At 67.8% G+C, this 22683-nt stretch carries 22 protein-coding genes; 13 read left to right on the top strand and 9 right to left on the bottom strand.

What is annotated here, in order from left to right; genetic code table 11:
- Positions 1 to 64: 64 nt before the first annotated feature.
- On the bottom strand, positions 65 to 1348 hold the full coding sequence (locus tag A7W11_RS03850; protein ID WP_156522989.1) for a fimbria/pilus outer membrane usher protein: 1284 nt from the start codon (positions 1346 to 1348) through the stop codon (positions 65 to 67).
- 243 nt (positions 1349 to 1591) lie between these two features.
- Between A7W11_RS03850 and A7W11_RS03845 the strand changes: the two genes are divergently transcribed.
- Together A7W11_RS03845 and risK are read left to right on the top strand one after the other, a co-directional pair.
- A complete protein-coding gene (locus A7W11_RS03845) occupies positions 1592 to 2293 on the top strand; it encodes a response regulator (RefSeq protein ID WP_066408637.1) in 702 nt (233 codons plus the stop codon).
- A 12-nt stretch (positions 2294 to 2305) separates the two neighbouring features.
- Positions 2306 to 3691, top strand: a complete 1386-nt coding sequence (gene risK, locus A7W11_RS03840; RefSeq protein WP_066408373.1) for a sensor histidine kinase RisK — start codon at positions 2306 to 2308, stop codon at positions 3689 to 3691.
- A gap of 88 nt (positions 3692 to 3779) precedes the next feature.
- Here risK and A7W11_RS03835 read toward each other — a convergent pair whose 3' ends face one another.
- A complete protein-coding gene (locus tag A7W11_RS03835) occupies positions 3780 to 4835 on the bottom strand; it encodes a cytochrome d ubiquinol oxidase subunit II (protein WP_066408370.1) in 1056 nt (351 codons plus the stop codon).
- Positions 4832 to 6172: a cytochrome ubiquinol oxidase subunit I gene (locus tag A7W11_RS03830; RefSeq protein WP_066408368.1), complete on the bottom strand. Its 1341-nt coding sequence runs from the start codon at positions 6170 to 6172 to the stop codon at positions 4832 to 4834. The genes A7W11_RS03835 and A7W11_RS03830 overlap by 4 nt, the downstream gene beginning before the upstream one ends.
- Positions 6173 to 6446: 274 nt before the next feature.
- Here A7W11_RS03830 and A7W11_RS03825 point away from each other — a divergent pair, with 274 nt between their 5' ends.
- The 4 genes from A7W11_RS03825 (at position 6447) to minE (ending at position 10251) form a co-directional block, all read left to right on the top strand.
- A complete protein-coding gene (locus A7W11_RS03825) occupies positions 6447 to 8207 on the top strand; it encodes a glutamine--tRNA ligase/YqeY domain fusion protein (RefSeq protein ID WP_066408359.1) in 1761 nt (586 codons plus the stop codon).
- A gap of 8 nt (positions 8208 to 8215) precedes the next feature.
- A complete protein-coding gene (minC, locus tag A7W11_RS03820; RefSeq protein ID WP_066408348.1) occupies positions 8216 to 9064 on the top strand; it encodes a septum site-determining protein MinC in 849 nt (282 codons plus the stop codon).
- Positions 9065 to 9171: 107 nt separating this feature from the next.
- Positions 9172 to 9987, top strand: coding sequence for a septum site-determining protein MinD (gene minD / locus A7W11_RS03815; protein ID WP_066408345.1), 816 nt, complete (start codon positions 9172 to 9174; stop codon positions 9985 to 9987).
- Positions 9988 to 9990: 3 nt separating this feature from the next.
- Positions 9991 to 10251, top strand: a complete 261-nt coding sequence (gene minE, locus A7W11_RS03810) for a cell division topological specificity factor MinE (protein ID WP_066408342.1) — start codon at positions 9991 to 9993, stop codon at positions 10249 to 10251.
- A 177-nt stretch (positions 10252 to 10428) separates the two neighbouring features.
- Here minE and A7W11_RS03805 read toward each other — a convergent pair whose 3' ends face one another.
- From A7W11_RS03805 to ettA, 3 genes are all read right to left on the bottom strand, one after another.
- Positions 10429 to 10650, bottom strand: a complete 222-nt coding sequence (locus A7W11_RS03805; protein WP_066408339.1) for a glycine zipper 2TM domain-containing protein — start codon at positions 10648 to 10650, stop codon at positions 10429 to 10431.
- A 178-nt stretch (positions 10651 to 10828) separates the two neighbouring features.
- Positions 10829 to 11362: an isochorismatase family protein gene (locus A7W11_RS03800; RefSeq protein WP_412778696.1), complete on the bottom strand. Its 534-nt coding sequence runs from the start codon at positions 11360 to 11362 to the stop codon at positions 10829 to 10831.
- Between the two features lie 103 nt (positions 11363 to 11465).
- Entirely contained in the window at positions 11466 to 13139 is a 1674-nt protein-coding gene (ettA, locus tag A7W11_RS03795) for an energy-dependent translational throttle protein EttA (protein WP_066408332.1), read from the bottom strand.
- A 161-nt stretch (positions 13140 to 13300) separates the two neighbouring features.
- On the opposite strand from ettA, the gene A7W11_RS03790 reads away from it, so the two are divergent.
- Together A7W11_RS03790 and A7W11_RS03785 are read left to right on the top strand one after the other, a co-directional pair.
- On the top strand, positions 13301 to 13807 hold the full coding sequence (locus A7W11_RS03790; protein WP_066408329.1) for a hypothetical protein: 507 nt from the start codon (positions 13301 to 13303) through the stop codon (positions 13805 to 13807).
- Positions 13808 to 13874: 67 nt separating this feature from the next.
- Complete coding sequence (locus tag A7W11_RS03785; protein WP_156522988.1) at positions 13875 to 14468, top strand: M23 family metallopeptidase; 594 nt, start codon at positions 13875 to 13877, stop codon at positions 14466 to 14468.
- Between the two features lie 13 nt (positions 14469 to 14481).
- Here the strand turns inward: A7W11_RS03785 and A7W11_RS03780 are convergent, their stop codons facing one another.
- Complete coding sequence (locus A7W11_RS03780; RefSeq protein ID WP_066408327.1) at positions 14482 to 15408, bottom strand: glycosyltransferase family 2 protein; 927 nt, start codon at positions 15406 to 15408, stop codon at positions 14482 to 14484.
- Positions 15409 to 15508: 100 nt separating this feature from the next.
- Between A7W11_RS03780 and A7W11_RS03775 the strand changes: the two genes are divergently transcribed.
- Positions 15509 to 16474, top strand: a complete 966-nt coding sequence (locus A7W11_RS03775) for a LysR family transcriptional regulator (protein WP_066408325.1) — start codon at positions 15509 to 15511, stop codon at positions 16472 to 16474.
- Between the two features lie 12 nt (positions 16475 to 16486).
- Here the strand turns inward: A7W11_RS03775 and A7W11_RS03770 are convergent, their stop codons facing one another.
- Both A7W11_RS03770 and A7W11_RS03765 read right to left on the bottom strand, forming a co-directional pair.
- On the bottom strand, positions 16487 to 16918 hold the full coding sequence (locus A7W11_RS03770) for a DUF1330 domain-containing protein (protein WP_066408318.1): 432 nt from the start codon (positions 16916 to 16918) through the stop codon (positions 16487 to 16489).
- A gap of 19 nt (positions 16919 to 16937) precedes the next feature.
- Entirely contained in the window at positions 16938 to 17579 is a 642-nt protein-coding gene (locus tag A7W11_RS03765; RefSeq protein WP_066408316.1) for a DUF2239 family protein, read from the bottom strand.
- A gap of 158 nt (positions 17580 to 17737) precedes the next feature.
- On the opposite strand from A7W11_RS03765, the gene A7W11_RS03760 reads away from it, so the two are divergent.
- The 4 genes from A7W11_RS03760 to A7W11_RS03745 all read left to right on the top strand — a co-directional run bounded on the left by A7W11_RS03760 (position 17738) and on the right by A7W11_RS03745 (position 22545).
- Positions 17738 to 18451: a FadR/GntR family transcriptional regulator gene (locus tag A7W11_RS03760; protein WP_066408306.1), complete on the top strand. Its 714-nt coding sequence runs from the start codon at positions 17738 to 17740 to the stop codon at positions 18449 to 18451.
- Positions 18452 to 18499: 48 nt separating this feature from the next.
- Entirely contained in the window at positions 18500 to 18901 is a 402-nt protein-coding gene (locus A7W11_RS03755; protein WP_066408299.1) for a hypothetical protein, read from the top strand.
- Positions 18902 to 18913: 12 nt separating this feature from the next.
- Positions 18914 to 20140, top strand: a complete 1227-nt coding sequence (locus A7W11_RS03750) for a siderophore-interacting protein (RefSeq protein WP_082887064.1) — start codon at positions 18914 to 18916, stop codon at positions 20138 to 20140.
- 119 nt (positions 20141 to 20259) lie between these two features.
- A complete protein-coding gene (locus tag A7W11_RS03745; RefSeq protein WP_066408295.1) occupies positions 20260 to 22545 on the top strand; it encodes a TonB-dependent siderophore receptor in 2286 nt (761 codons plus the stop codon).
- Positions 22546 to 22683: the final 138 nt, after the last annotated feature.

The raw sequence follows: 22683 nt of genomic DNA, 5'->3' as shown, positions 1-22683 counted from the left end.
CATCATGCGGGGGATTTTAAGCCCCATTTTCGGACCGGCCGGCCCGGCGTGACGAATCGGCGCGCTAACGGAGCCACCAACGACCCCGCATGAAGGTATCCACCGGCATGCTCAGGTTGGCGCGCACGTCGTAGTCGCCGGTGACGATGTCGCGGTCGGCGCCCAGGGCGAACTGCACGCTCGGCGCCAGTTGCACGCTTTGCACCAGGCCGATGCGCCGCTCGTCGTCCGCCGGGGTCAGGCCATTGCCCAGCGTATAGGTGCCGCTGAGCGTGCCGATGCCCGACACCGGTACGCCGGCGCTGTAGATGTTGCGGCTGTAGGGCTGCGCGCCGCCCGATTGATAGGTGGCCAGGTCGCTGAAGCCGTTCTGCGTGCGCTCGGTGATCAGCCCCACCTTCAGATCCTCGATGACATCGACGCTGTAGCCCAGCCGGTACCGGCGGGCGCCGACCGCATCGTAGGAACTTTGCGTGATGCCGGCCTGCACGCTGCCGTACTCGCCCGCCGAATAAGTGGTGCCCAGGCCGTGCGCGGCCAGCGAGGGCGCGCTCTGGACCTGCGCTTCGAGGGTCACGTCGGAGGTCAGGCCGTACCGGAAGCTGCCGGTGCCCACCGACGGACCGTAGGTCACCGCACCGGAAGTAGCCGTCATGTCGGTGTTGTTCAGGCGGCCGATGGACGAGGAGTAGCCGAACTGGCCCGGCTCCAGCGTGCCGGACGAGGTCGTGGTGGGCGCCGGGCTCGACAATTGCAAGCCGCCGATCGCGAAAGCCGAACTGCCCCAGGTCAGCGCCGTCGTGCTCAGGTTGCCCACCGCCACCGACGGCCCGTCTGCCTCGCGATACGTCCAGCTGCGGTCGCCATAGACCATGCCGGTCTGCGAGCCGACGGAGGCGAACCAGCGCTTGCGCGGCTTGGCGATGCCGTAGACCACCTGCACCTTCGTGCCCGGGCCGAAATCAGCGGCCTCCAGCCCCAGGGCATAGGCGGGGTCCGGCTCGGGCGGCGGCACGGCGTCGGGATCGGCCAACGCGGTCGCGCACAGGAGACCTACGTCGTCATCCTCCAGGCAGGGGTCGGGGGGCAGTTCGTGCGCCTCAAGTTCGGCCACCGGCGCCACCCGCATGGGCAAGGCCGGCGCCAGCACGCCGATGCCGTAGCGGGCCACGTCGCCGTCGCCCGCCCAGCCGCGGTTGGACGAGGGTGTGCGGCGCGGGGTGGCCTGCGCCACCCTCACCGGCTGCGGCCTGGCGGACTGCGGCGCGGCATCGGCCTCGGAGGACGGACTGCCGTCCAGCGTGGCGCAGGCCCCAAGCGTGCAGGTGCTTGCCAGGCCCAGGAACATGACGCGCGTCGCCATCCGCTGACGCGCGCGGACAAACGCAGGCATCCAGAAATGGAAACGAGGGCACGGCATAGGGAAAAAGTGTCCTGAGTACTGCCGCGGCCGGGCGCGACGGACAGATTCGATTTTAAGGCCAGCCTCGGGTTCCCTTCAAAGCAGGGACATAGCAAAATAATGCCGCAGCATATTTCAATTGATTTCCACCCCTTGCCGGGCGCCTTCCGCCGAGTCACTATGCCGCCCATGGATCAGCCCCACACCAAGCTGTTGGTCGTCGACGACGATCCCGCGCTGCGGCAATTATTGGCCGACTATCTCAACCGGCACGGTTACGACACCCTGCTGGCGCCCGATGCCCACGACCTGGCCGCGCGCATCACCCGCTATGCACCCGACCTGCTGGTGCTGGACCGCATGCTGCCCGGCGGCGACGGCGCCGATGCCTGCCGCAAGCTGCGCGAGCAGGGCGAAGACCTGCCCGTCATCCTGCTGACCGCGCGCGACGAGGCCGTCGACCGCATCATCGGCCTGGAGGCCGGGGCCGACGACTACCTGGGCAAGCCCTTCGACCCCCGCGAGCTGCTGGCCCGCATCGAGGCGGTGCTGCGCCGCAAGCGCGGCCCGTCGGCGCTGACCAAGGATTCGCCCGTCTCGTTCGGCCCGTTCGTCTTCGACCCGGCCACGCGCCAGCTGCTGCGCGACGGCACGCCCGTCAAGCTCACCGGCGGCGAGATCAACCTGCTCGAAGCGCTGGTGCGCAACGCCGGCAAGCCGCTGTCGCGCGAACGCCTGCTGTCGCTGGCCCGCGACGACGACAGCGGCGAACGCAACGACCGGGCCATCGACATCGCCGTCCTGCGGCTGCGCCGCGCCATCGAGGAAGACCCCAAGCAGCCGCGCTGGATCCAGACGGTCTGGGGCATCGGCTACCGGTTCTCCCCATAAGGCGGCGCTGCCATGCGCCTGCATCCCCGCCTGCTGCTGCCGCGTTCGCTGCGCACCCGCCTGATCCTGCTGGTATTGGGCGCCGTACTGTTGGCGCAGGCCGCCACGCTGACCAGCGCGGCGTACTTCCGCGACAAGTTCATCGAGAACGTCGGCATCGACTATCTCACCACGACCATCCGCACGCTGCGCGCGGCGCTGTCGCAGGTGCCCGCCGAGGACCGCCCCGATTTCGTGCGGGTGGCCTCGCAGAACCAATGGCGGCTATGGTCGCGCGTGCTGCCCGCCGAAGCCCGGCTGCAACGCCGCGAGCACCTGCCGCCCCGTCGCGACCCGCCCGACACCGATGACGTGAGGCGCAACCTGCGCGGCCTGGTGCGCGAGCTGAACGACCGGCTGAACGACGGCACCCGGGTGGCCCTGTCGCGCGGCCCCGATCCCGAGCTGTACATCTCGCTGGCGCCGAACCCGGCCACGGAAGACGCGCCGCTGCTGCGCGAGTGGCTGGTCATTCCGCTGGAACGGCTGGATCCCCCCGTGTCCACGCCGCTGCTGGCCATCTGGCTGGGCGGACTGGGGATGGTGCTGCTGCTGGCCGCGGGCTTCTCCTGGCACATCACCCGGCCGATCACCCGGCTGGCCGACGCCGCCGACCGGCTGGCCGCGGGCCAGCCGCAACGCGTCGAGCCCTCCGGCCCGCACGAAACGCGCGTGCTGGGCGAACGCTTCAACGCCATGCTGGACGCGCTGGCCGAATCCGACTCGGTGCGCCGCACCCTGCTGTCCGGCCTGCCCCACGACCTGAAAGGTCCGTTGTCGCGCATGTGGCTGCGCATCGAGATGGCCGACGACTCGGCGCTGAAGGACGGCTTGCGCAAAGACCTGCAGGACATGCAGCACATGGTCGACCAGTTCATCGGCTTCGTGCGCGGCACCGACCCGGCGGCCTACCATCGCACCCCGTTGTCCCTGACCGAATGGATCGAGGACCGCGTGGGCGCCTGGAAAGGCGCCGGCACCGACGTCACGCTGCAATCGCCGGACGATCCCGACCTGGTGGTCAACGGCGACGCGGTCGCGCTGGGCCGGCTGCTGGACAACCTGATCGGCAATGCCCTGCACCACGGCGCCCTGCCCCTGGACATCGCCCTGCGCCGGGAAGGCGATCTGGCCATCCTGGACGTGGCCGACCACGGCCCGGGGATCGCACCCGAACGGCGCCAGGAAGCCCTGCGTCCGTTCGCCCGCCTGGACGACGCGCGCACCCGCACCGGCAATGTCGGCCTGGGGCTGGCCCTGGCCGATTCGATCGCGCGGGTGCATGGCGGTACGCTGGAATTGCTGGATGCGCCGGAAGGCGGATTGCTGGTGCGGATTTCGCTGCCGCTGGCGGCGTAGGAAGGCCACGGATGGGCGCAGGAGGACGGCCGGCGCTGTCGACGCGGCGCTGTCCCAGGCTTGCCCTGCAAGTGGGCGCGTGCGCCGGTCAGGGCTGCGGCAACACCGGCTGCGCCGCCGCGCGGCGCTCCCGGCCGAACACCGTGCGATACGCCAGCACGTTGAAGATCAGCACCACCGGCCCCCCGATCACCGCGCCGGCCAGCACCAGGCGCATCGACGCCACCGCGCCGGACCCGTCCCAGATGGTCAGGTCGTCCAGGATCAGGTAGGGGAAGAAGCTGTAAGTCAGCCCCGCCAGCATCAGCACGTACAGCAGCACGCACAGCACGAACGGCAGCCAGTCGAAGCGGTCCGCGCGGCCCGGCAGGCGGGCCAGCAGCATCTCGATGCCCACGAAGCACAGCAGCATCGCCACCCATACGGCCACGGCCAGGCCCAGGTGGGCATCGTCGCTCCAGCGGTAGAACACGCCCGAGTTGGCCAGGCCGAGCGCCACGGCCACCGCCACCATGCCGACCGAGGTCCAGCGCGTGGCATGGCGAGCCCAGGCCACCGCGCGGCGCTGCAGATCGCCATCGACGCGCATGATCAGCCAGCAGGCGCCCAGCAGAGCGTAGGCGGCGATGCCGCACACGCCGGTGAAGATGGAGAACCAGCCATAGCCGGCATCGCTTTGATAGCCGGTGGCCACCCGGCCCAGCACGGCGCCCTGCCCGACCGCGGTCAGCACCGAGCCCAGCCAGAAGCCCACGATCCAGCGCGGCTTGTGTTCGTTGCGGGCCCGGATGCGGAATTCGAACGACACGCTGCGCAGCAGCATGCCGAACCCCATGCAGGCCAACGGCCCATAGAGCTTGCTGAACACCGAGCCCCAGGCAAAGGGGAACGCCGCGCAGAACAGCCCGATGCCCAGCAGGGGCCAGAATTCGTTGGCGTCGCGCCAGGGGCTGAGCAGGCCCATCATGCGGCCGCGCATCTCGGACGGCGCGAGCTGCAGCAGCACGCCCACGCCGATGTCGAAACCATCCAGCACGATGCCGGCCACGATCAGCAGCAACAGCAGGCCCATGAACACCAGCGGCATCCAGAAGGCGGGGTCGCCCGGCGTCAGTCCCAGCGAGGCGGCAAGGGTATCGATCATGCGGCGCTTCCGATGGTCTTGCGTACGGGCACCACGCCATAACGCGCGGCGTGCAGCAGCATGCCGACGAACGCCAGGCCCAGCGCCAGGTAAAGCAGCAGGTAGGCCAGCAGGCCATAGCCCAGCGAGGTGTGCGAGGCGCTGCTCAGCACTTCGGATTGCGTGACCGTGCGGTTGACGATGTAGGGCAACAGGCCGGCCAAGGACACCCACCAGCCGGCCACTGCGGCGATGCCGCCAGCGAAAGTCATGCCGATCAGCGCGCGCAGCCACCAGGCGGGCAGCGCGGAGGGATCGAGATTGCGGCGCCAGCCCAGCAGCAGCGTCAGGCAGGCCGCCCCCAGCATGGCCACGCCCAGCAGCACGGCCACGCGTGCCGACCAGAACACCACGGCCACGGGGGGCTGCATGCCCGCGAAGCGGTCCAGGCCCACGAACTCGCCCTGCGCGGTACGCCCGAGCAGGCGGGTGCCGGAATGGATCGTCCAGGAATACAGATTGGTCTGGGTCTTGGCGTCGGGCCAGCCGACCAGGGCCAGCTCGGGCTGGGCGCCGGTCTGCCAGTAGCCCGCCACCGCCGCCGCCTTGGCGGGCTGGTGCACCGCGACCAGTTCGGCCAGGCCCAGCGCGGCCGGGGCCTGCAGCAGAGCGGCAATGGCGGCGACCACCGCCGCGGCCTTGAACGCATTGCGTTCGCCGTCACCGGGCGGACGGCGCAGCGTCTGCAGCGCGATCACGCCCATGATGAGAAACGCGGCGGCCAGCAAGGCGCCCAGCGCGGTCAGGGCCATGCTCCAGCCGAACGAGGGATTGAACACCACCGCAGGCCAGTCATAAACCTGATAGCGCCCCTCGACGAGCGCGGCGCCATCGGGCGTCTGCATCCAGGAATGCAGGGCCACCAGCCAGCCCGCGGCGACCAGTTGGCCGACGGCCACCATGAATACCGCCAGGGTATGGGCCGCGTCGGACACGCGGCGCTGCCCGAACAGCATGACGCCCAGGAAACAGGACTTCAGCACGAAGACCGACAGCACGCCGTAGCCCACCAACGGACCGGCCACGTTGCCGATCCGGTCCATCACCCCGCCCCACAGGCTGCCCATCTGGACCAGCACGGGCAACGCCGCCCCCAGGGCCAGCACGAAACAGAGGGCAAAGATGCGGACCCAGAAGCGGTAGGCGGCCGTCCAGCCGGCCTGCCCGGTGACGCGCGCGCGGATCTTGAAGAAAAGCAGCAACCAGGCCAGCGCAAGCGCCACGGCCATGAACAGCGCAAGGAAACTGAAGCTGGCCAGGAACTGCGCGCGGGCCAGCAAAAGCGAGGGGATTTCCATGATGGCCGGTAGTGTAGTCGAATGGGTAGAGGACAGGGCCCACCCCCCTACGCGCTTACGCGCGCCCGTTGCACGGCGCCCCTCCAGGGGCGGCACCTGGCGGACCGGCGGAGCCGGATCCGCCGTGCCCTGGATGGGGCCGGCGGCACTGGCATGAGTCCGGGACAAGGCTGGCGTTCGCAAAAAAGCAGATCAGCGCAGCGCGCCTCATGGGTTACCGCCGCGAACGTGGCAAAATTGACGCTTTATCGCTGCCATTTCGATTCTGTCCAGAATGACCACTGCTCCGACGCCGCCTGCCGCCAGCAATTACCTGCGCAACATCATCGAGGACGACCTGGAGTCGGGTCGCTTCCAGGACAAGCGCTGGGCCGGCCGGCCCGGCCCGGCGGCCGTGCAGCAGCAGGGCGGTCCCGATCCGGCCCGTATCCGCACCCGTTTCCCGCCGGAACCCAACGGCTACCTGCACATCGGCCACGCCAAGAGCATCTGCGTCAACTTCGGCATGGCGCGCGAGTACGGCGGCGTCTGCCACCTGCGCTTCGACGACACCAATCCCGAAAAGGAAGAGCAGGAATACGTCGACGCCATCGCCGAGGCCGTGCAATGGCTGGGCTTCGACTGGCGCGCCGACGGCAACGACAACCAGTACTTCGCCAGCGACTACTTCGGCTACATGTACGAGTTCGCCGAAGCGCTGATCGAGGCCGGCCACGCCTACGTCGACGAACAGAACGCCGATCAGATCCGCGCCAGCCGCGGCACGCTGACCGAACCCGGCACCGATTCGCCGTGGCGCAACCGCCCCGCGGCCGAGTCGCTGACGCTGCTGCGCGAGATGCGCGAGGGCAAGCATCCGGACGGCAGCCTGGTGCTGCGCGCCCGCATCGACATGGCCTCGCCCAACATCAACCTGCGCGATCCGGTCATGTACCGCGTGCGTCACGCCACGCACCACCGCACGGGCGACGACTGGTGCATCTATCCGATGTACAGCTGGGCCCACCCGGTCGAGGACGCGCTGGAAGGCATCACGCACAGCATCTGCACGCTGGAGTTCGAAGACCAGCGTCCGTTCTACGACTGGATCCTGGCGCGTCTGGCCGAGCTGGGCAAACTGGCCGCGCCGCTGCCGCACCAGTATGAATTCGCACGCCTGAACCTCACGTACATCGTCACCAGCAAGCGCAAGCTGCTGCAACTGGTGCGCGAAGGCCACGTGGCGGGCTGGGACGACCCGCGCCTGCCCACGCTGTTCGGCCTGCGCCGCCGGGGCTACACGCCGGCCGCCATCCGCCTGTTCTGCGACCGCACCGCCGTGTCCAAGTCCGACTCGCGCATCGACTACAGCCTGCTGGAGCAGGCCGTGCGCGACGACCTCGATCCGATCGCGCCGCGCGCCGTGGCCGTGCTGGATCCGCTCAAGCTGGTCATCACCAACTACCCCGAGGGGCAGACCGACCTCTGTACCGCCCCCCGCAACCCGCACGACCCCGAAGCCGGCCACCGCGAATTCCCGTTCTCGCGCGAACTGTGGATCGAGCGCGACGACTTCCGCGAAGAGCCGCCCAAGAAGTACTTCCGCCTGTTCCCGGGCAACCAGGTGCGCCTGAAGTACGGCTACGTCGTGCAATGCACGGGCTTGCGCAAGGACGAGGCCGGCAACGTCATCGAGGTGCACGCCGAATACCTGCCGGAAACCCGCAGCGGCACGCCGGGCGCCGACAGCGTCAAGGTCAAGGGCACCATCACCTGGATCAGCGCGGCGCATGCCGTGCCGGCGCAAGTGCATCTGTACGACCGCCTGTTCGCCGACCCGCATCCCGACGCCGGCGAGAAAGACTTCCTGACCTGCCTGAACCCGAATTCGAAGCAGACGGTTCAGGCCTGGCTCGAACCGGGCACCGTCGCAGAACCCGGCGCCACCTGGCAGTTCGAGCGCCTGGGCTATTTCACGGCCGACCGCGTCGAGTCCACCGCCGAGGCCCCCGTGCTGAACCGCGTGGTCACGCTGCGCGACTCCTGGGCCGCCTGAGCATCGCCATGAACACCGAATCGCTCGCCCTGGATTTCAAGAGCGCCACGCTGTATGCCGTGCGGGTGGTGCTGCAAAGCGCGGACACCGAAAGGCTGGCCGATGCGCTGGCGCAGCGCATGGCCGATGCGGGCAGCTTCTTCGAACACGAGCCGGTCGTCATCGACGCCAGCCGCGTGGAAGAAACCATCGACTGGCCACGCCTGCTGCAGGCGCTGCGCCAGCACAACCTGCCGCCCATCGGCGTGGTCGCCGAAGGCGCCAACCTGGCCGCCGCGCGCGAAGCCGGCCTGACGCCGGTCGACCTGTCCACGGCCAACGCGCGCCCGACGGCGCCGGCCGATGCGGCCGCCGCCGTGCGCGCCGCCGAATTCGCCCAGGTGCCCGTGCCGGCCGCGCCATCGGCTCCTGCCGCCGCACCGGCCCCTGCCGCGCCTGTACAGGCCGCGCCCAAGCCAGAACCCGAACCCGTACCGGACCCCGAGCCAGCCCCGACGGCCGCGCCCACCCCGGCGCCGTCGTCCTCGGCGATGGTCATCAACCGGCCATTGCGTTCGGGCCAGCGCGTGTACGCGCGCCAGACCGACCTGGTGGTCATCGGCATGGTCAGCCAGGGCGCGGAAGTCATTGCCGACGGCAACGTGCACGTCTACGGCCCGCTGCGCGGCAAGGCCATGGCCGGCGCGCGCGGCGACACCAATGCGCGCATCTTCACCACGCAGCTCGATGCCGAACTGCTTGCGGTGGCGGGCGTGTATCGCGTGGTGGAAGCCAAGCTCGATGCAAAGCTGCACAATCAGCCCGCGCTGGTCTGGCTGGACGGCGAAGCGCTGCGGGTCGAGGCACTGAAAAGCTGAGTAAGAACATACTGGCGAACAGGCGTTCGCCATACATCTTGCAATAAGCCTTACACGGGCTTTTTGCTTTACGATAACGCGGTTTATTTGATAAGGGTTTCACAGTCATGACACGTATCGTTGTGGTGACTTCCGGCAAAGGCGGTGTGGGCAAGACAACCACCAGCGCGAGCTTCTCGTCCGGATTGGCGATGCGGGGGCACAAGACGGCGGTCATCGACTTCGACGTCGGCCTGCGCAATCTCGACCTCATCATGGGTTGCGAACGGCGCGTCGTGTACGACTTCGTCAACGTCATCCAGGGCGAAGCCACCCTGAAGCAGGCGTTGATCAAGGACAAGCAGCTCGAGAACCTGTTCGTGCTGCCCGCCTCGCAAACGCGCGACAAGGACGCCCTGACGCAGGAAGGCGTGGGCAAGGTGATCGAAGAGCTCAAGACCATGGGCTTCGACTACATCATCTGCGATTCGCCGGCCGGTATCGAAACGGGCGCGCTGCTGGCGGCCTACTACGCCGACGACGCGCTGGTGGTCACCAATCCCGAAGTCTCTTCCGTGCGCGACTCCGACCGCATCCTGGGCATCCTGGCCGCAAAATCGCGCCGTGCCATCGAGGGCGAGGATCCGGTCAAGGAATACCTGCTGCTGACGCGCTACAACCCCAAGCGCGTCAATGACGGCGAAATGCTGTCGCTGACCGACATCGAAGACATCCTGCGCATCAAGCTGATCGGCGTCGTGCCCGAATCCGAAGCGGTGCTGCAAGCCTCCAACCAGGGCCTGCCCGCCATCCACCTGAAGGACACCGACGTGTCCGAGGCCTACAAGGACGTGGTCGCCCGCTATCTGGGCGAAGAGCGTTCGCTGCGCTTCGTCGACTACACCAAGCCCGGTTTCCTCAAGCGGCTTTTCGGAGGAAAGTAAACGATGTCGTTCTTGTCGTTCCTGCTGGGCGAAAAGAAGAAGACGGCCGCGGTGGCCAAAGAACGCCTGCAAATCATCCTCGCGCACGAACGCTCGGGGCGTGGCGATTCGCCCGACTACCTGCCGCAGTTGCAACAAGAGCTGGTGGCCGTCATCTCGAAATACGTGCAGATCAATCCCGAAGACATCAAGGTCAACCTCGAACGCCAGGACACCCTGGAAGTGCTCGAAGTGAAGATCGAGATCCCGCAGCCGGACGCCTGAGGCGCCCCGGTTCCGAATGCAATGCGCCCGGCATGTCCGGGCGCATTGCATAGGGTCGTCCGCGGCAGTGGCCGGACCCTGCCTTCCCCGCGCGTTTCAGGCCTGCCGACATGACGAAGGCCCGGCGATCCCCCGCCGGGCCTTTCGGATACCGCAACGTGCACAGGCACGCGGGATTTACTTGCTGACCTGGTCGCCGATGATGCCGCCCAGGGCCGCGCCGCCCACCGTGCCCAGCACGCCGCCGTTGGTGATGACCGCGCCCGCTACGCCGCCCAAGGCGGCGCCGCCCACCGCGCCCTTCTGGCGGTGGCTCATGCCGTCCCAGGTGGAGCAGCCGGCCATCGTGGCGATGAGCGCGGCGGCGGCACAAGCCTTGGTTAGTGTCTGGATTTTCATGGCGAGACTCCTGATTCTCGTACGGTGAGCCCGCAACGCAACCTCGACAGCCGGCACGGTGCGCGCTCTTTTCCGGAGCCTTCAGGTTCGCAGAACGGCCGCCTGACAGGTGTGAGGGTTGCCCAGGATTTGTGTCAATCGTTTGACATATGCCTGTCACCGCCCCCGAGGGTGCATCTTATTTGACCAGCCGTAACACGTCGCGGAAACGCGGATGCTCGCAGGTCTCCATCCACTCGAAAATGGCCATCTCGGCGCTGACGATGTCGGCGCCGCCCGCTCGGGCTCGCCGCGATGCGGCATGGTGGTCGGACGGCTTGCGCGAGCCCACGGCATCGGACACCAAAGCCACCTGCCAGCCGCGCTGGCGCAAGTCCAGCAGGGTCTGCAGCACGCAGACGTGGGCCTCGACACCCGCCACCAGCACCGTGCGCCGCGCGGACGGCAGCCACTCTTCGAAGCCCGGCTCGCGCGCCGCCGAGAAGTGCGTCTTGGCGTAGACCGCCTGCAGCTCGCCCGCCAGGTCGGGCACGGTGGCGCCCAGCTTGCCGGGCTGCTGCTCGGTGCCCACCACGGGGATGTCGAGCAGGCGCGCGGCGCGGGCCAGCTTCAGCGTGGCCGCCAGCACCGCGTCGCCTTCATGGATGGCGGGCAGCAGCTTCTCCTGCATGTCGATGACCAGCAGGGTGCAATCCGAGGCTTGCAGCGAAATGGCGGGCATGGCGTGGCTTCCGGTGTGGCACGGGCCGCATCAGCGGCCCGTGATCATCTTGAAACGGATCGCCCCAAGGGCAATCCGCGCATCGCAAGAAGACTTACTTCAGCGCCTTGTAGCGCAGGCGGCGGGGCTTGGCGCCCTCTTCGCCCAGGCGCGCCTTCTTGTCGGCTTCGTACTCCTGGTAGTTGCCGTCGAAGAACACCACCTGCGAATCGCCTTCGAAGGCCAGGATGTGCGTGGCGATACGGTCCAGGAACCAGCGATCATGGCTGATGACCATGACGCTGCCGGGGTACTCCAGCAGCGCATCTTCCAGCGCGCGCAGGGTTTCCACGTCGAGGTCGTTGGACGGTTCGTCCAGCAGCAGCACGTTGCCGCCGGCGATCAGCGTCTTGGCCATGTGCAGGCGGCCGCGTTCGCCGCCGGACAACTGGCCGACCACCTTGTTCTGGTCGCCGCCCTTGAAGTTGAAGCGGCCCAGGTAGGCGCGCGACGACATCTCGAACTTGCCGATGGTGAGCATGTCGGCGCCGTCGGACACGGCGTCGAACACGGTCTTCTTGTCTTCCAGCGCGTCGCGCGACTGGTCGACGTAGGCCAGCTTGACAGTCTGGCCGATGACCACCTCGCCCGAATCGGGCTGCTCGCGTCCGGCGATCATGCGGAACAGCGTGGACTTGCCGGCGCCGTTGGGACCGATGATGCCGACGATGGCGCCCGGCGGAATCTTGAAGCTGAGGTTGTCGATCAGCAGGCGGTCGCCGTAGGCCTTGCTGACGTTGTTGAACTCGATGACCTCGTTGCCCAGGCGCTCGCCCACCGGAATGAAGATTTCCTGGGTTTCGTTGCGCTTCTGGTATTCGTAGGACGACAGTTCCTCGAAGCGGGCCAGGCGAGCCTTGGCCTTGGCCTGGCGGCCCTTCGGGTTCTGGCGCACCCATTCGAGTTCTTTCTTGATGGTCTTCTGGCGGGCGGACTCGGAAGCCTCTTCCTGCTTCAGGCGCGCGTCCTTCTGTTCGAGCCAGGTGCTGTAGTTGCCCTTCCAGGGGATGCCGTGGCCGCGGTCCAGTTCGAGGATCCATTCGGCGGCGTTGTCCAGGAAGTAGCGATCGTGGGTGACGCCGACCACGGTGCCCGGGAACTTGTGCAGAAACTGCTCCAGCCATTCGACCGATTCGGCGTCCAGGTGGTTGGTGGGTTCGTCCAGCAGCAGCATGTCGGGCTTGGACAGCAGCAGGCGGCACAGCGCCACGCGGCGCTTTTCCCCGCCGGACAGCTTGCCCACGTTGGCGTCCCAGGGCGGCAGGCGCAGCGCGTCGGCGGCGATTTCCATCTGGTGTTCGATGTCGTCGGCGCCACTGGAAGCGGCGGCGGCGATGATGGCCTCGAGCTCGGCCTGTTCGGCGGCCAGCGCGTCGAAATCGGCATCGGGCTCGGCGTAGGCCGCGTAGACCTCGTCCAGGCGCTTCTTGGCGGCCATCGCGGCGCCCAGGCCTTCCTCGACGGCCTGGCGCACGGTGTGCTCGGGGTTGAGTTGCGGCTCTTGCGGCAGGTAGCCGATGTTCAGGCCGGGCATGGGAATGGCTTCGCCCTCGATCTCCTTGTCGACGCCCGCCATGATCTTGAGCAGCGTGGACTTGCCCGAGCCGTTCAGGCCCAGCACGCCGATCTTGGCGCCGGGGAAGAAGGAAAGCGAGATGTCGCGCAGGATCTGACGCTTGGGCGGCACGATCTTGCCGACGCGATTCATGGTGTAGACGTATTGGGCCATGGATGCGTGAATGGGGGGATGCGGGTTGCAGAAGCATCGATTGTAGGCCCTTCGACGTTGCGCCGCCGCCGCGGGCGCGCACTATCGGAGCGGGCGTCATGCAGCCGTATCCGGATCGGGAGACAATAGCGGTCTTTCCGATTCTTCCTCAGGCCGCCGCCATGTCCGCCTCCGCCACGCCGCCCGCCTCCGTCGCCCGCTTCAGCCAACCCGAACTCGACATGCTGTCCAAGACAGCCGACGCCATGAGCGCCTACCTGGGCCAGCCCGTGCTGGCCGAAGTGGGCACCGACGAAGCCGGCCTCGAATGGGTCAGCTTCGGCATGACGCTGGCCGAGGACGACGACGAAACAGAGCAGCCGCTGCACGTGCAGTTGGGCGGCGCGGGGACGCGCCTGCTGGGCCAGCGCGGCGGCCTGCCGGAAAGCGTCGAGCCCTACGACTGCCTGTTCCTGTGGGCCGTCCAGATCTCGACCAACGAGGGCGAACGCTTCGTCAAGATCGACCAGGACGGCGAGGAAGCCGCCTGGTCCGACGAGCTGGTCGACGTGCTGCCGTTCTCGCTGCAGGAAGACGCACTGGACGAGGAAGACTACGACGACGAAGATGAGGACGGCGACGACGACGCGGACATGCGCGACCACGTGCCGCCCGCTTCGCGCGACTGACCACGGGGCGGGAACCCCGTCCGCCCTGCCGGGGTCCAATCCGCTTGCAGACGGACAGGACCCCGACATGACCGATGCCGCCACGCCCGTTCCCCCCCGCACCTTCGGCAGCCGCCTGCGCGGATGGCTGACCTGGCTGGTCGTGCTGGCCCTGTTCGGCGCCGCCGGCTGGTGGAGCTGGCCCCGCGTCCCCTCCGCCTGGCGCGCGCCGTGGCACGTGATGCGGCTGGCCCTCAAACCCATTCCCGTGTCCTTGCCCGTACCGGTGGCCGGCATCTCGCCGCGCCAGTTGGCCGACACCTGGGGCGCCGCGCGCAGCCGCGGCCGTACGCATCAGGGCATCGACATCTTCGCCAAGCGCGGCACGCCCGTCGTCACCAGCACCGAGGGTGTGGTCACGCAGGTCGGCACCAATAATCTGGGCGGCAAGGTGGTGTGGATCGTGGGGCCGGGAAGGCAGATGCACTATTACGCCCACCTGGACGACTACGCCGACATCGCGCGCGGCGACCTGCTCGCGGCGGGCGACACCGTGGGTTACGTGGGCAATACCGGCAATGCGCGCGGCACGCCGCCACATCTGCACTACGGCATCTACCAGACGGGCGGCGCGATCAATCCGTATCCCTTGCTGACGGCGCATGGGCGGCCACCAGCGTGATGGGGCGACGCGCCTACTGCCGCCGCTTGTCGCGCCTGTACAACGCATACCCCATCGGCCATAGCAGCCACACCAGGGCCAGCGCCGAGGGATTGGTCAGGCGGTATTTGCTGACCGCGCTGGGCAGCCCCGAGCGCTCGAGGTACAGGCGGAATCGCGTATACCGCGCCGCCGCCATCAGGAAGACCTTGGGCCGGCAGCGGAACATCGCCATATGGTGCTGCAAGGTATCCCAGGCCAGCAGGTACAGACCCTGCACGTTGCTGCCCGACACGCCGCCGCGCGTCAGGCTTTCGGCCGAATCGTGATAGATGCGCACCACCCTGTTGACGAAGCGCTGCCGGTAGCCGGCGCGCGCCACCGCCCACCAGACCAGGCTTTCCGGCACGAAGCCGGCCACGTCCTCGGGATACGGAAAGCGGCGCAGCACGTCAGTGCGCATGCAGCTGAATTTCTCTCCGCGCACCTTGTGCTGGAAGTACATGTCCAGCGCGGTGCCGTCGTGCAGGCTGTCCGGGTATCGGTCGCCGACGATGGTGCCGTCCGGCCGGGCACACAGGCCGGTGACCGACACGTAGCGATCGCGCTGGTCGGGCGGGATGGCCTCCCATTCGTCCCGGAATATCTGCAGGGCGTCGGGCGGCATTTCATCGTCGCTGTCCAGCGCCACCAGCCACTGCCCGTGCGCCTCGCGCACGCCACGATTGATGGCGGCCTTCTTGTGCTGATTGCGCTGCCAGACGTACCGTATGCGAAAATCCGCCCGGGCCTGCCAGGCCTGCACGATCTGGTGCGTGCCGTCGGTGGAGCCATCGTCCACGATCACCCACTCGAAATCGCGGCACGTCTGCCGGTTCAATGAAGCGAACACGCGCGGCAGCGTATTCGCACGGTTGTAGGTGGGCGTGACCACCGAGATGGAACAGGGTTGATCCGTCATGCACAAGCCGTGTAAGCAGGCGGTCGGGCGGAAGAGAACTTGAGTTTATGGGATACGCGCCCCGCGCAAGTATCGGAATTTCCGGATTTTGCAATCGAATATGACACCGCAAACCAGCGCCGCCGAGCAGGACGCGCATCACGTGCAGTTGAACGATATTGCCCTGTTCGTCGAAGTGGCGCGGCGCAAGAGTTTCAGCCTGGCCGCCCGCGCGCTGGACATGCCGACCTCGACCCTGTCGCGGCGCATCAACCAGCTGGAACAGGCCATCGGCATGCGGCTGATCAACCGCAACACGCGCCGGCTGGAACTGACCGACGCTGGCTCGGTGTATCTGCAACGCTGCCAGGGCCTGATCGACGAAGCCCGGCTGGCGCACGAACAGCTGCTGGCGCTGTCCGACCGGCCCAAGGGGCGCTTGAGCATCTCCATGCCGTACAGCCTGGCCATCTGGCTGCTGCCCGAGGCGCTGCGCGGCTTCACCAACCAGTATCCCGAACTGGACTGCGAGTTCGACCTGAGCATGCGCTCCAGCTCCGACTCGCACGGCACCCCCTATGACGTGATCCTGCGCTTCGGCCGCGACCAGGTGGATGCCGGCGCGGACGTGAACGCGGTCGTGCAGGAAGTCCAGACACTGGACAGCTATCTGTACGCCTCCACCGAATACCTGGAGCGCCACGGCGAGCCGCGCTCACCCGCCGACCTGGCGCAGCACCAATGCCTGCGCACGGCCATCGACGAGGCCTATTCGCACTGGAACCTGCACAACGGCGTCAGCAGCATGCGGGTGCACGTGGACGGCCACGTGGCGGGCAACAACATCAGCGTGATGGGCACGCTGGCCGGACTGGGCATGGGCATCACGCGCCTGCCCTACTGTCCGGCGCTGGACCCGGTGATCAAGCGCAACTCGCTGCACCGCGTGCTGCCCGACTGGACGGTCGATCCGATGTCTGTCTATGCGGTGTTTCCGTCGAACCTGCTGCCGGCCAAGACGCGCGCCTTCATGGAATTCATCATGCCGATGCTCAAGCCGGCGGACGAGGACCCGGCCGCGGCCTGAAGCTGCGCACGCTCAGGCCGGCCGCGGCAGCTCGGCCAGCGGCAGCAGCCGCGAATCCTCCAGCGCGGCGGTGCGATGCCCGATGCCGGCCAGGTATTCGCGGTGGCCGGCGAAGGCCAGGAACGAGGCCACGCTGGCCTGCCGCACCAGCATGGCCAGGTCCCAGCGTTCGTCCTCGGGGCCGATCAGCCAAGGACCGCCGGTGGCCAGCAGCGTCAGGTCGCCGCCGCTTTCGCGCAGGAACGGCAGGGTATGGCGGATGTAGCGGTCGAAGGCTTGCGCCCCGCTGATGGGCCGGACCGGCGCCAGTTCCGGATGGGCCGAATAATCGGCCTGCGCCCGCAAGCGCAGCAGATTCAGCATGATGACCGGCCCCTCGATGCCGCGCTGCATGAATTGCCAGCCGGCGCGTTGGGTCGGGTCGAGATGGCGAAGCGTGTCCATGCCGGTCTCCTGGCCGCGTTCAGGCGGACGCGGGCGCGAACGCCAGCCGCAATACGTAAGCCCGCACATCGTCCGGCCACTGCGCGATGCGCGCTTCCAGGCCCTCGCGGTCATCCGCGAACAGCGCGCGCGTTGCCTCTTCATAACCCGGCAGGTTGCCGCCGACGGCCAGCATGACGTGGTACGCCGCCTCCTGCGCGGCGCGGCGCTGCTGGCGTTGCTGCGCGGCGCCATTGCGGCGCGCGTCGTCGACCAGGCGGCGCAGGACGGCCGACGCCCCGCCGGGTTGCGCGGACAGCCATTCCCACTGGCGCGGCAGCAAGGTCACCTCGCGCGACACCACACCCAACCTGGGACGGCCACGGCCGCGCGGCTCGGGCTGGGCATCGTCCTGCGGCGCGCCTTCGGCCTCCTCTTTGGGTGCGTAACGGCCCCGCGGCAGGTCGACCGGTTGCGACAATCGCTTCACCACGTCGGCTTTGGTGCCGCGCAGATCCAGGTCGATGACGCGACCCGTGGCGTCGTCGAACACCAGGACGGGGTCGGCCACGCCATTCTCATTGGCCGCCTTCACGGCCAGCGCAACCTCGACCAATTCGCCGCTGGCCAGCAGTCGATGGCCGACGAACGCGGTGGATAGCTTGAAAAGGGGATCGGACATCGCGGGGCTCCTTGAAGATATACCTAATTTTACCCGGATTATATTTATTTTACCAGGGTAAATTTTGCGAATAACACCCAGAGAAACGTATGCATTCTCATTGACGCGCCAAAACATAGGATGTTAGGATCATCCTGTAAATTTTCAGAGACCTCATCATGCCTACCCTCCCGCCCATCGAACGCCGTTCCCTGGTCGACGCCACGATCGCCGCCATCCGCGAGCAGATCGGCAGCCGGCAATGGCCGGTCGGAGAACGCATTCCGCCGGAAGCGGATCTGGCCGGGCAGTTCGGCGTCGGCCGCAATACCGTGCGCGAGGCGGTGCGGGTGCTCTCCCATTCGCACATGCTCGAAGTCCGCCAGGGCGACGGCACCTATGTGCGCAGCGCGGTCGATCCCGCCGAAACCCTGCGCGGCCTGTCCCGAGCCAGCCTGCTGGACCACCTGGAAATGCAGCGCATGCTGGAAACCGAGGCGGCCCGCTTCGCGGCCCGGCGCGCCACTGCCCAGGACATCGAACGCCTGCGGGCGGCCCTGGCGCAACGCGGCGAATACCGCCAGGCCGAAGACACGCCGGCCGACGCACTGGAGGCATTCCTGGACCGGGACGCCGCGCTGCACCTGGCCGTCGCCGACGCCGCCCACAATGACGCGCTGCAGGCGCTTTACCACCATTTCTCTGCGGCCGTGCGCAGCCACAACTGCGCCATCATGGCCGTCGGCGATCTGCCCGAGCCGGACCTGGCTGCCCACGCCTGCCTGGTCGAAGCCATCGCGGCCCACACCCCCGAACGTGCCGCCGCCTGTGCCCACGCGCTGCTGACCCCACTGATCGATCTGCTGCGCCCCGGCGAGGCCGCCGAACATTGACGCGCGGCCCATCTCCCCCATCCCCGAATGCCTGCCCAGGAGTCCACCATGTCCCCCCCTCTGCTGTCGGTCCACGCCGTCGATACCTATCCCGTCATCCGCTTTCTTCCCGAGGCGGCCGTACCAGGCTACGCGGCCCGATGGGTGCAGGACATGGACGCGCTGCTCGCCCGGGGCGAGCCTTTCGCGGTGATCTATCCCGAAAGCTCGTTCGACGAAACGCACGAGGACCGCAAGATCAGGGGCCAGTGGCTCAAGCAATATCGCGACGCGCTGGCGGCGCTGTGCCGGGCATTGGTCACCATCGAACCCGACGAGCAGCGACGCGAGGCGTTGCAGGCACAACTGGACGGTCTCAGCCGGGCCTTCGGCGTTCCGCAGACGGCCACCGCGACGCACGCGCAGGCGCTGGACCTGGCTCGTTCGTCCGTGTCGGACAAGCAGGGCTGAACCGGGCCGGCCATGTCCACGACGACGCCCGGCCATCGGCCGCAGGACGGCAGGCAAAGCCCCCCTGTGCTCTGGACCTTGCGCAATCACTGCACCCGCATCGAACGGCACCTGATCCTCGCCTTGCGGAAGCTGGCGCGTGGCAGCGAAGACAGCGCCGATGCGGGGCGCACGCTGGCGGCGCTGCGCATCTCGCCCGAAGGAATCTGGGCATTCGCCAAGCTGAGCCGCCTGCTGGCCGAAGCCACGCGCGGCCTGACGCTCTACGGCCCCGCGTCGCCATTCGTCTCAATGGACGAGCTGAGCGTCCTCGCCACGCTGCACCGGCTCTCGCTCGATCGGGCGCCTCCCCCGGGCGCGGCCACGTCCGGCCTGGACCGGACGTCGCTGCTCCACGCATTCTTCCAATGCGCGCAGGCAATGAACCAGGCCAGCATCTCCGTGGGGCCGCGCCAGTTCATCGCGGCGCGCCAACGTCGACTGGAGGCCGAGCCGCTCGTGATCGGCGCATCGTCGAGCTACCGGCGGCATCCGGCGCGCGTGGCGCGCCTGCGCCAGATCAGTCCCAGCATCAGGCGGATCACGCTGGCCGGCGATGCGCTGCACGGTCTTCCGGTGACCAGGGCGGCGCAATGGATCAAGCTGTTCTTGCCGAACGACTCGGATCCTCATGGCGCGGTCGGGCGTGCCTACACGGTGCGCCGTCACCGGCCCGCGGCGGGAGAGATCGACGTCGATGTCGTCCTGCATGAAGCGGCAGGCCCGCTCTCTCAGTGGGCCGGAGGGACCGCGCGCACCGGCGATGCGGTCCAGATTGCCGGGCCGCGCGGCGGCCATGATATCGAGGCCAGGCATGCCTGGATGGTCCTGGCGGGAGACGCCTCGGCGATGCCGGCCATGGCGAGCCTGATCGAGCATGCGCCGGAAAGCACGCCGATCCGCGTGCTGCTGACGCTGCCGTCACAGGACGACGAGCACGTCCTGCCGCACCGGGCCAATGTATCGGTCACCAGCGCGTTGGCCCGCCCCGGCGACGACGGCGGCCTGCTTGCCCTGCTGGCCGGACAGTCACTGCCCGGCAGCCAACCCGGCCTGGTCTGGATCGCGGCCGAGGCTGCCGTCGCGCAAAAGGCCCGGCGCTACCTGGCCATGCATGCTTGCGGCGGCAGGATCAAGTCCCACGACGTGGGCTACTGGAAACACGGCACGCGGGATCACAAGGATGTGGCCGCCGGCTAGGACCGGATGCCTTTTTATTTGCCTAAAGATAGAAATACGTCTCGTTCAATAATTTTCGGACCGTGCCGGAAGGACGATTGGCCGCCCGCTCCGCGCCTGCGCCGACCTGAAGGATCACCATGAAGACCCGCACTGCCCCCACGACGGCGGGACCGCGCCCACGCGCGCGCCGACCGCATATCCCGCTTGCGCAAACCGCCTGCGCACTGGCGCTGGCGGCGCCGCTGGCGGCTTGGGCCCAATCGCAGGATGACGCTGGAGCGGCCCGGTCCGCCGCCGACGAGGCCTCGATCGCCACGCTGGGAACCGTGACGGTGACCGGCGGCGCCTCCAGTCCGACCACCGAAGGCACGGCCTCCTATACCACGGCGCAGACGGCGGCATCGACCCGGCTGCCGCTGTCCCTGCGCCAGACACCGCAGTCCGTGACCGTCATGACGCGGCAGCGCATCGAAGACCAGCAATTGAACGACATCACGCAGGTGGTCGGGCAGAGCCCGGGCATCAGCATCCAGCCGCAGGATTCCGAACGCGTGCACTTCTATGCGCGGGGCTTCCGGGTGGACGACATCCTCTACGACGGCGTGCCCTCCTATGCCAGCGACCAGTACTCCAGCAACGGGAAAAAGCAGTCCGACATGGCCATCTACGACCGGGTCGAAATCGTGCGGGGCGCCAGCGGCCTCATGACCGGCACCGGCAATCCGGGGGCCAGCCTCAATCTCGTGCGCAAGATGCCGACGTCCGCCTTCCAGGCCTCTGCGGCGCTGAGCGCGGGATCCTGGGACCGCCATCGGGCGGAAGCGGACCTCTCCGGGCCGTTGAATGCGGCGGGAACCGTCAGAGGACGCATCGTGGGCGCCTATTCCGACGGCAACTCGTTCATGGATTTCTACGCGAAACGCCGCACGGTGGGCTACGGCGTGATCCAGGCAGACCTGACGCCGTCGACCGTGCTGACCCTCGGCATGGACACGCAAACCAACAAGGCGACCGGCGTAACCTGGGGCGGCCTGCCGCCGTTCTGGAGCGATGGCACCCGCACTCACTTTTCCCGCGCCTACAGCACCGCCACGCGCTGGAGCTGGTGGGACGAAGATACGCGCAACGTCTTCGTCACCCTCGATCGCGCATTCGGCAATGGCTGGGAGATCAAGGCCAGCTTCAACCACTATCGCAGCGGATTCGCTTCCGAGCTGAGCGCATGGGGTGGCTGGGCGGTCCGCGGGGTGTATCCGGACAAGGCCACGGGGGGCAATGCCTTCCAGTTCCCCGGCAAATTCGATGAAGCCGACCGCACCAACGCCGTGGACGTCTATGCATCCGGCCCATTCCAGTGGGGCGGACGCACGCATGAGCTGGTGGTGGGCATCGGCGCTTCGCGCCAGACCCACGACGGCAGAGCCTGGTATCCCCTGGCGTACCCGGCGCTTTCCAGCAGCATCTACACGTGGGATCACGACGATCCGATGCCCCCGATGCGCGATCCCGAACACTACACCGGCAAGAACGTGGATCTGGGCGCGTATGGCGCCGCGCGGCTGCATCCCACGGACCGGCTGGCGGTCATCCTCGGCGCGCGCGTGGCCAGCTACCGGCGGCAGCAGGACAACACGAATCCCGCCCCGACCCAATACACCCGCTACGACAACCGGGAAAACGGTGTCATCACTCCGTATGCCGGCCTGGTCTACGACATGGGCGCGCACCATTCCGCCTATGCCAGCTACACCAGGATCTACCACCCGCAGAACGACGTCGACGAGCAGGGCAGCGTGCTTCCTCCGGCCCGTGGCAACGCCTATGAAACCGGCGTCAAGGGCGAATACTTCGGTGGCGCGCTGAATGCCTCGGCGGCGCTGTTCCGCATCGACCAGGACAACCTCGCGCAAGCCGCCGGCACACACGGAACGTCGACCTTTTACCGAGCGGCGCCGGGCGTGCGCTCCAAGGGCATCGAACTGGAGATCAATGGACAGATCCGACCCGGCTGGAACATCGGGGCCGGATACACGCATCAGATCGCGCAGGACAGTGCGGGCACGCGGGTCAATCCGGATATCCCCCGCAGCGTGTTCCGCCTGTTCACCACTTACAAGCTTCCGGGCGCGTTCAACCGGCTGACGGTGGGCGGCGGCGTGGACTGGAATAGCAGCACCTACAGCGACCTCGCCAGGCCGGCGGCGGGCGTGCTTGCTGGCGAAGGCGCCACGGTCCGCTTCAGGCAGGGCAGCTACGCCGTGGCGAACCTGATGGCGCGCTACGACATCTCCAGGAATCTGAGCGCGAACCTGGCCGTCAGCAATGTCTTCGACAGGAAGTATTACCTGGGCACGTCGTTCTACAGCAACGTGATCTACGGCGAGCCGCGCAACGCCATGATGACGCTGCGCTGGCGCATGTAGCGCCGCAAGCGGACGTCGAGCCCAATGCGAAAGGCCTGGGTCCGGTGTGGCACCGGACCCAGGCCTTGGATCTCGAACGGGCTGAACGGTCCAGCGTCTGGACAGACGTTCGCGCAGAGATTTGCGGCGGGCAAACTG

Source organism: Bordetella ansorpii (genome assembly GCF_900078315.1).
Lineage (GTDB): Bacteria > Pseudomonadota > Gammaproteobacteria > Burkholderiales > Burkholderiaceae_B > Bordetella > Bordetella ansorpii.
This window is presented reverse-complemented; position numbering and strand designations above follow the sequence as displayed.

Coding starts and splice junctions, on each gene's coding strand:
- ettA (WP_066408332.1), bottom strand. CDS start 13,139: ATGGCCCAATACGTCTACACCATGAATCGCGTCGGCAAGATCGTGCCG.
- A7W11_RS03850 (WP_156522989.1), bottom strand. CDS start 1,348: ATGTTCCTGGGCCTGGCAAGCACCTGCACGCTTGGGGCCTGCGCCACG.
- A7W11_RS03845 (WP_066408637.1), top strand. CDS start 1,592: ATGGATCAGCCCCACACCAAGCTGTTGGTCGTCGACGACGATCCCGCG.
- A7W11_RS03755 (WP_066408299.1), top strand. CDS start 18,500: ATGTCCCCCCCTCTGCTGTCGGTCCACGCCGTCGATACCTATCCCGTC.
- minC (WP_066408348.1), top strand. CDS start 8,216: ATGAACACCGAATCGCTCGCCCTGGATTTCAAGAGCGCCACGCTGTAT.
- risK (WP_066408373.1), top strand. CDS start 2,306: ATGCGCCTGCATCCCCGCCTGCTGCTGCCGCGTTCGCTGCGCACCCGC.
- A7W11_RS03825 (WP_066408359.1), top strand. CDS start 6,447: ATGACCACTGCTCCGACGCCGCCTGCCGCCAGCAATTACCTGCGCAAC.
- A7W11_RS03790 (WP_066408329.1), top strand. CDS start 13,301: ATGTCCGCCTCCGCCACGCCGCCCGCCTCCGTCGCCCGCTTCAGCCAA.
- A7W11_RS03750 (WP_082887064.1), top strand. CDS start 18,914: ATGTCCACGACGACGCCCGGCCATCGGCCGCAGGACGGCAGGCAAAGC.
- A7W11_RS03745 (WP_066408295.1), top strand. CDS start 20,260: ATGAAGACCCGCACTGCCCCCACGACGGCGGGACCGCGCCCACGCGCG.
- A7W11_RS03835 (WP_066408370.1), bottom strand. CDS start 4,835: ATGATCGATACCCTTGCCGCCTCGCTGGGACTGACGCCGGGCGACCCC.
- A7W11_RS03775 (WP_066408325.1), top strand. CDS start 15,509: ATGACACCGCAAACCAGCGCCGCCGAGCAGGACGCGCATCACGTGCAG.
- A7W11_RS03785 (WP_156522988.1), top strand. CDS start 13,875: ATGACCGATGCCGCCACGCCCGTTCCCCCCCGCACCTTCGGCAGCCGC.
- A7W11_RS03760 (WP_066408306.1), top strand. CDS start 17,738: ATGCCTACCCTCCCGCCCATCGAACGCCGTTCCCTGGTCGACGCCACG.
- A7W11_RS03780 (WP_066408327.1), bottom strand. CDS start 15,408: ATGACGGATCAACCCTGTTCCATCTCGGTGGTCACGCCCACCTACAAC.
- A7W11_RS03765 (WP_066408316.1), bottom strand. CDS start 17,579: ATGTCCGATCCCCTTTTCAAGCTATCCACCGCGTTCGTCGGCCATCGA.
- minD (WP_066408345.1), top strand. CDS start 9,172: ATGACACGTATCGTTGTGGTGACTTCCGGCAAAGGCGGTGTGGGCAAG.
- A7W11_RS03830 (WP_066408368.1), bottom strand. CDS start 6,172: ATGGAAATCCCCTCGCTTTTGCTGGCCCGCGCGCAGTTCCTGGCCAGC.
- minE (WP_066408342.1), top strand. CDS start 9,991: ATGTCGTTCTTGTCGTTCCTGCTGGGCGAAAAGAAGAAGACGGCCGCG.
- A7W11_RS03805 (WP_066408339.1), bottom strand. CDS start 10,650: ATGAAAATCCAGACACTAACCAAGGCTTGTGCCGCCGCCGCGCTCATC.
- A7W11_RS03770 (WP_066408318.1), bottom strand. CDS start 16,918: ATGGACACGCTTCGCCATCTCGACCCGACCCAACGCGCCGGCTGGCAA.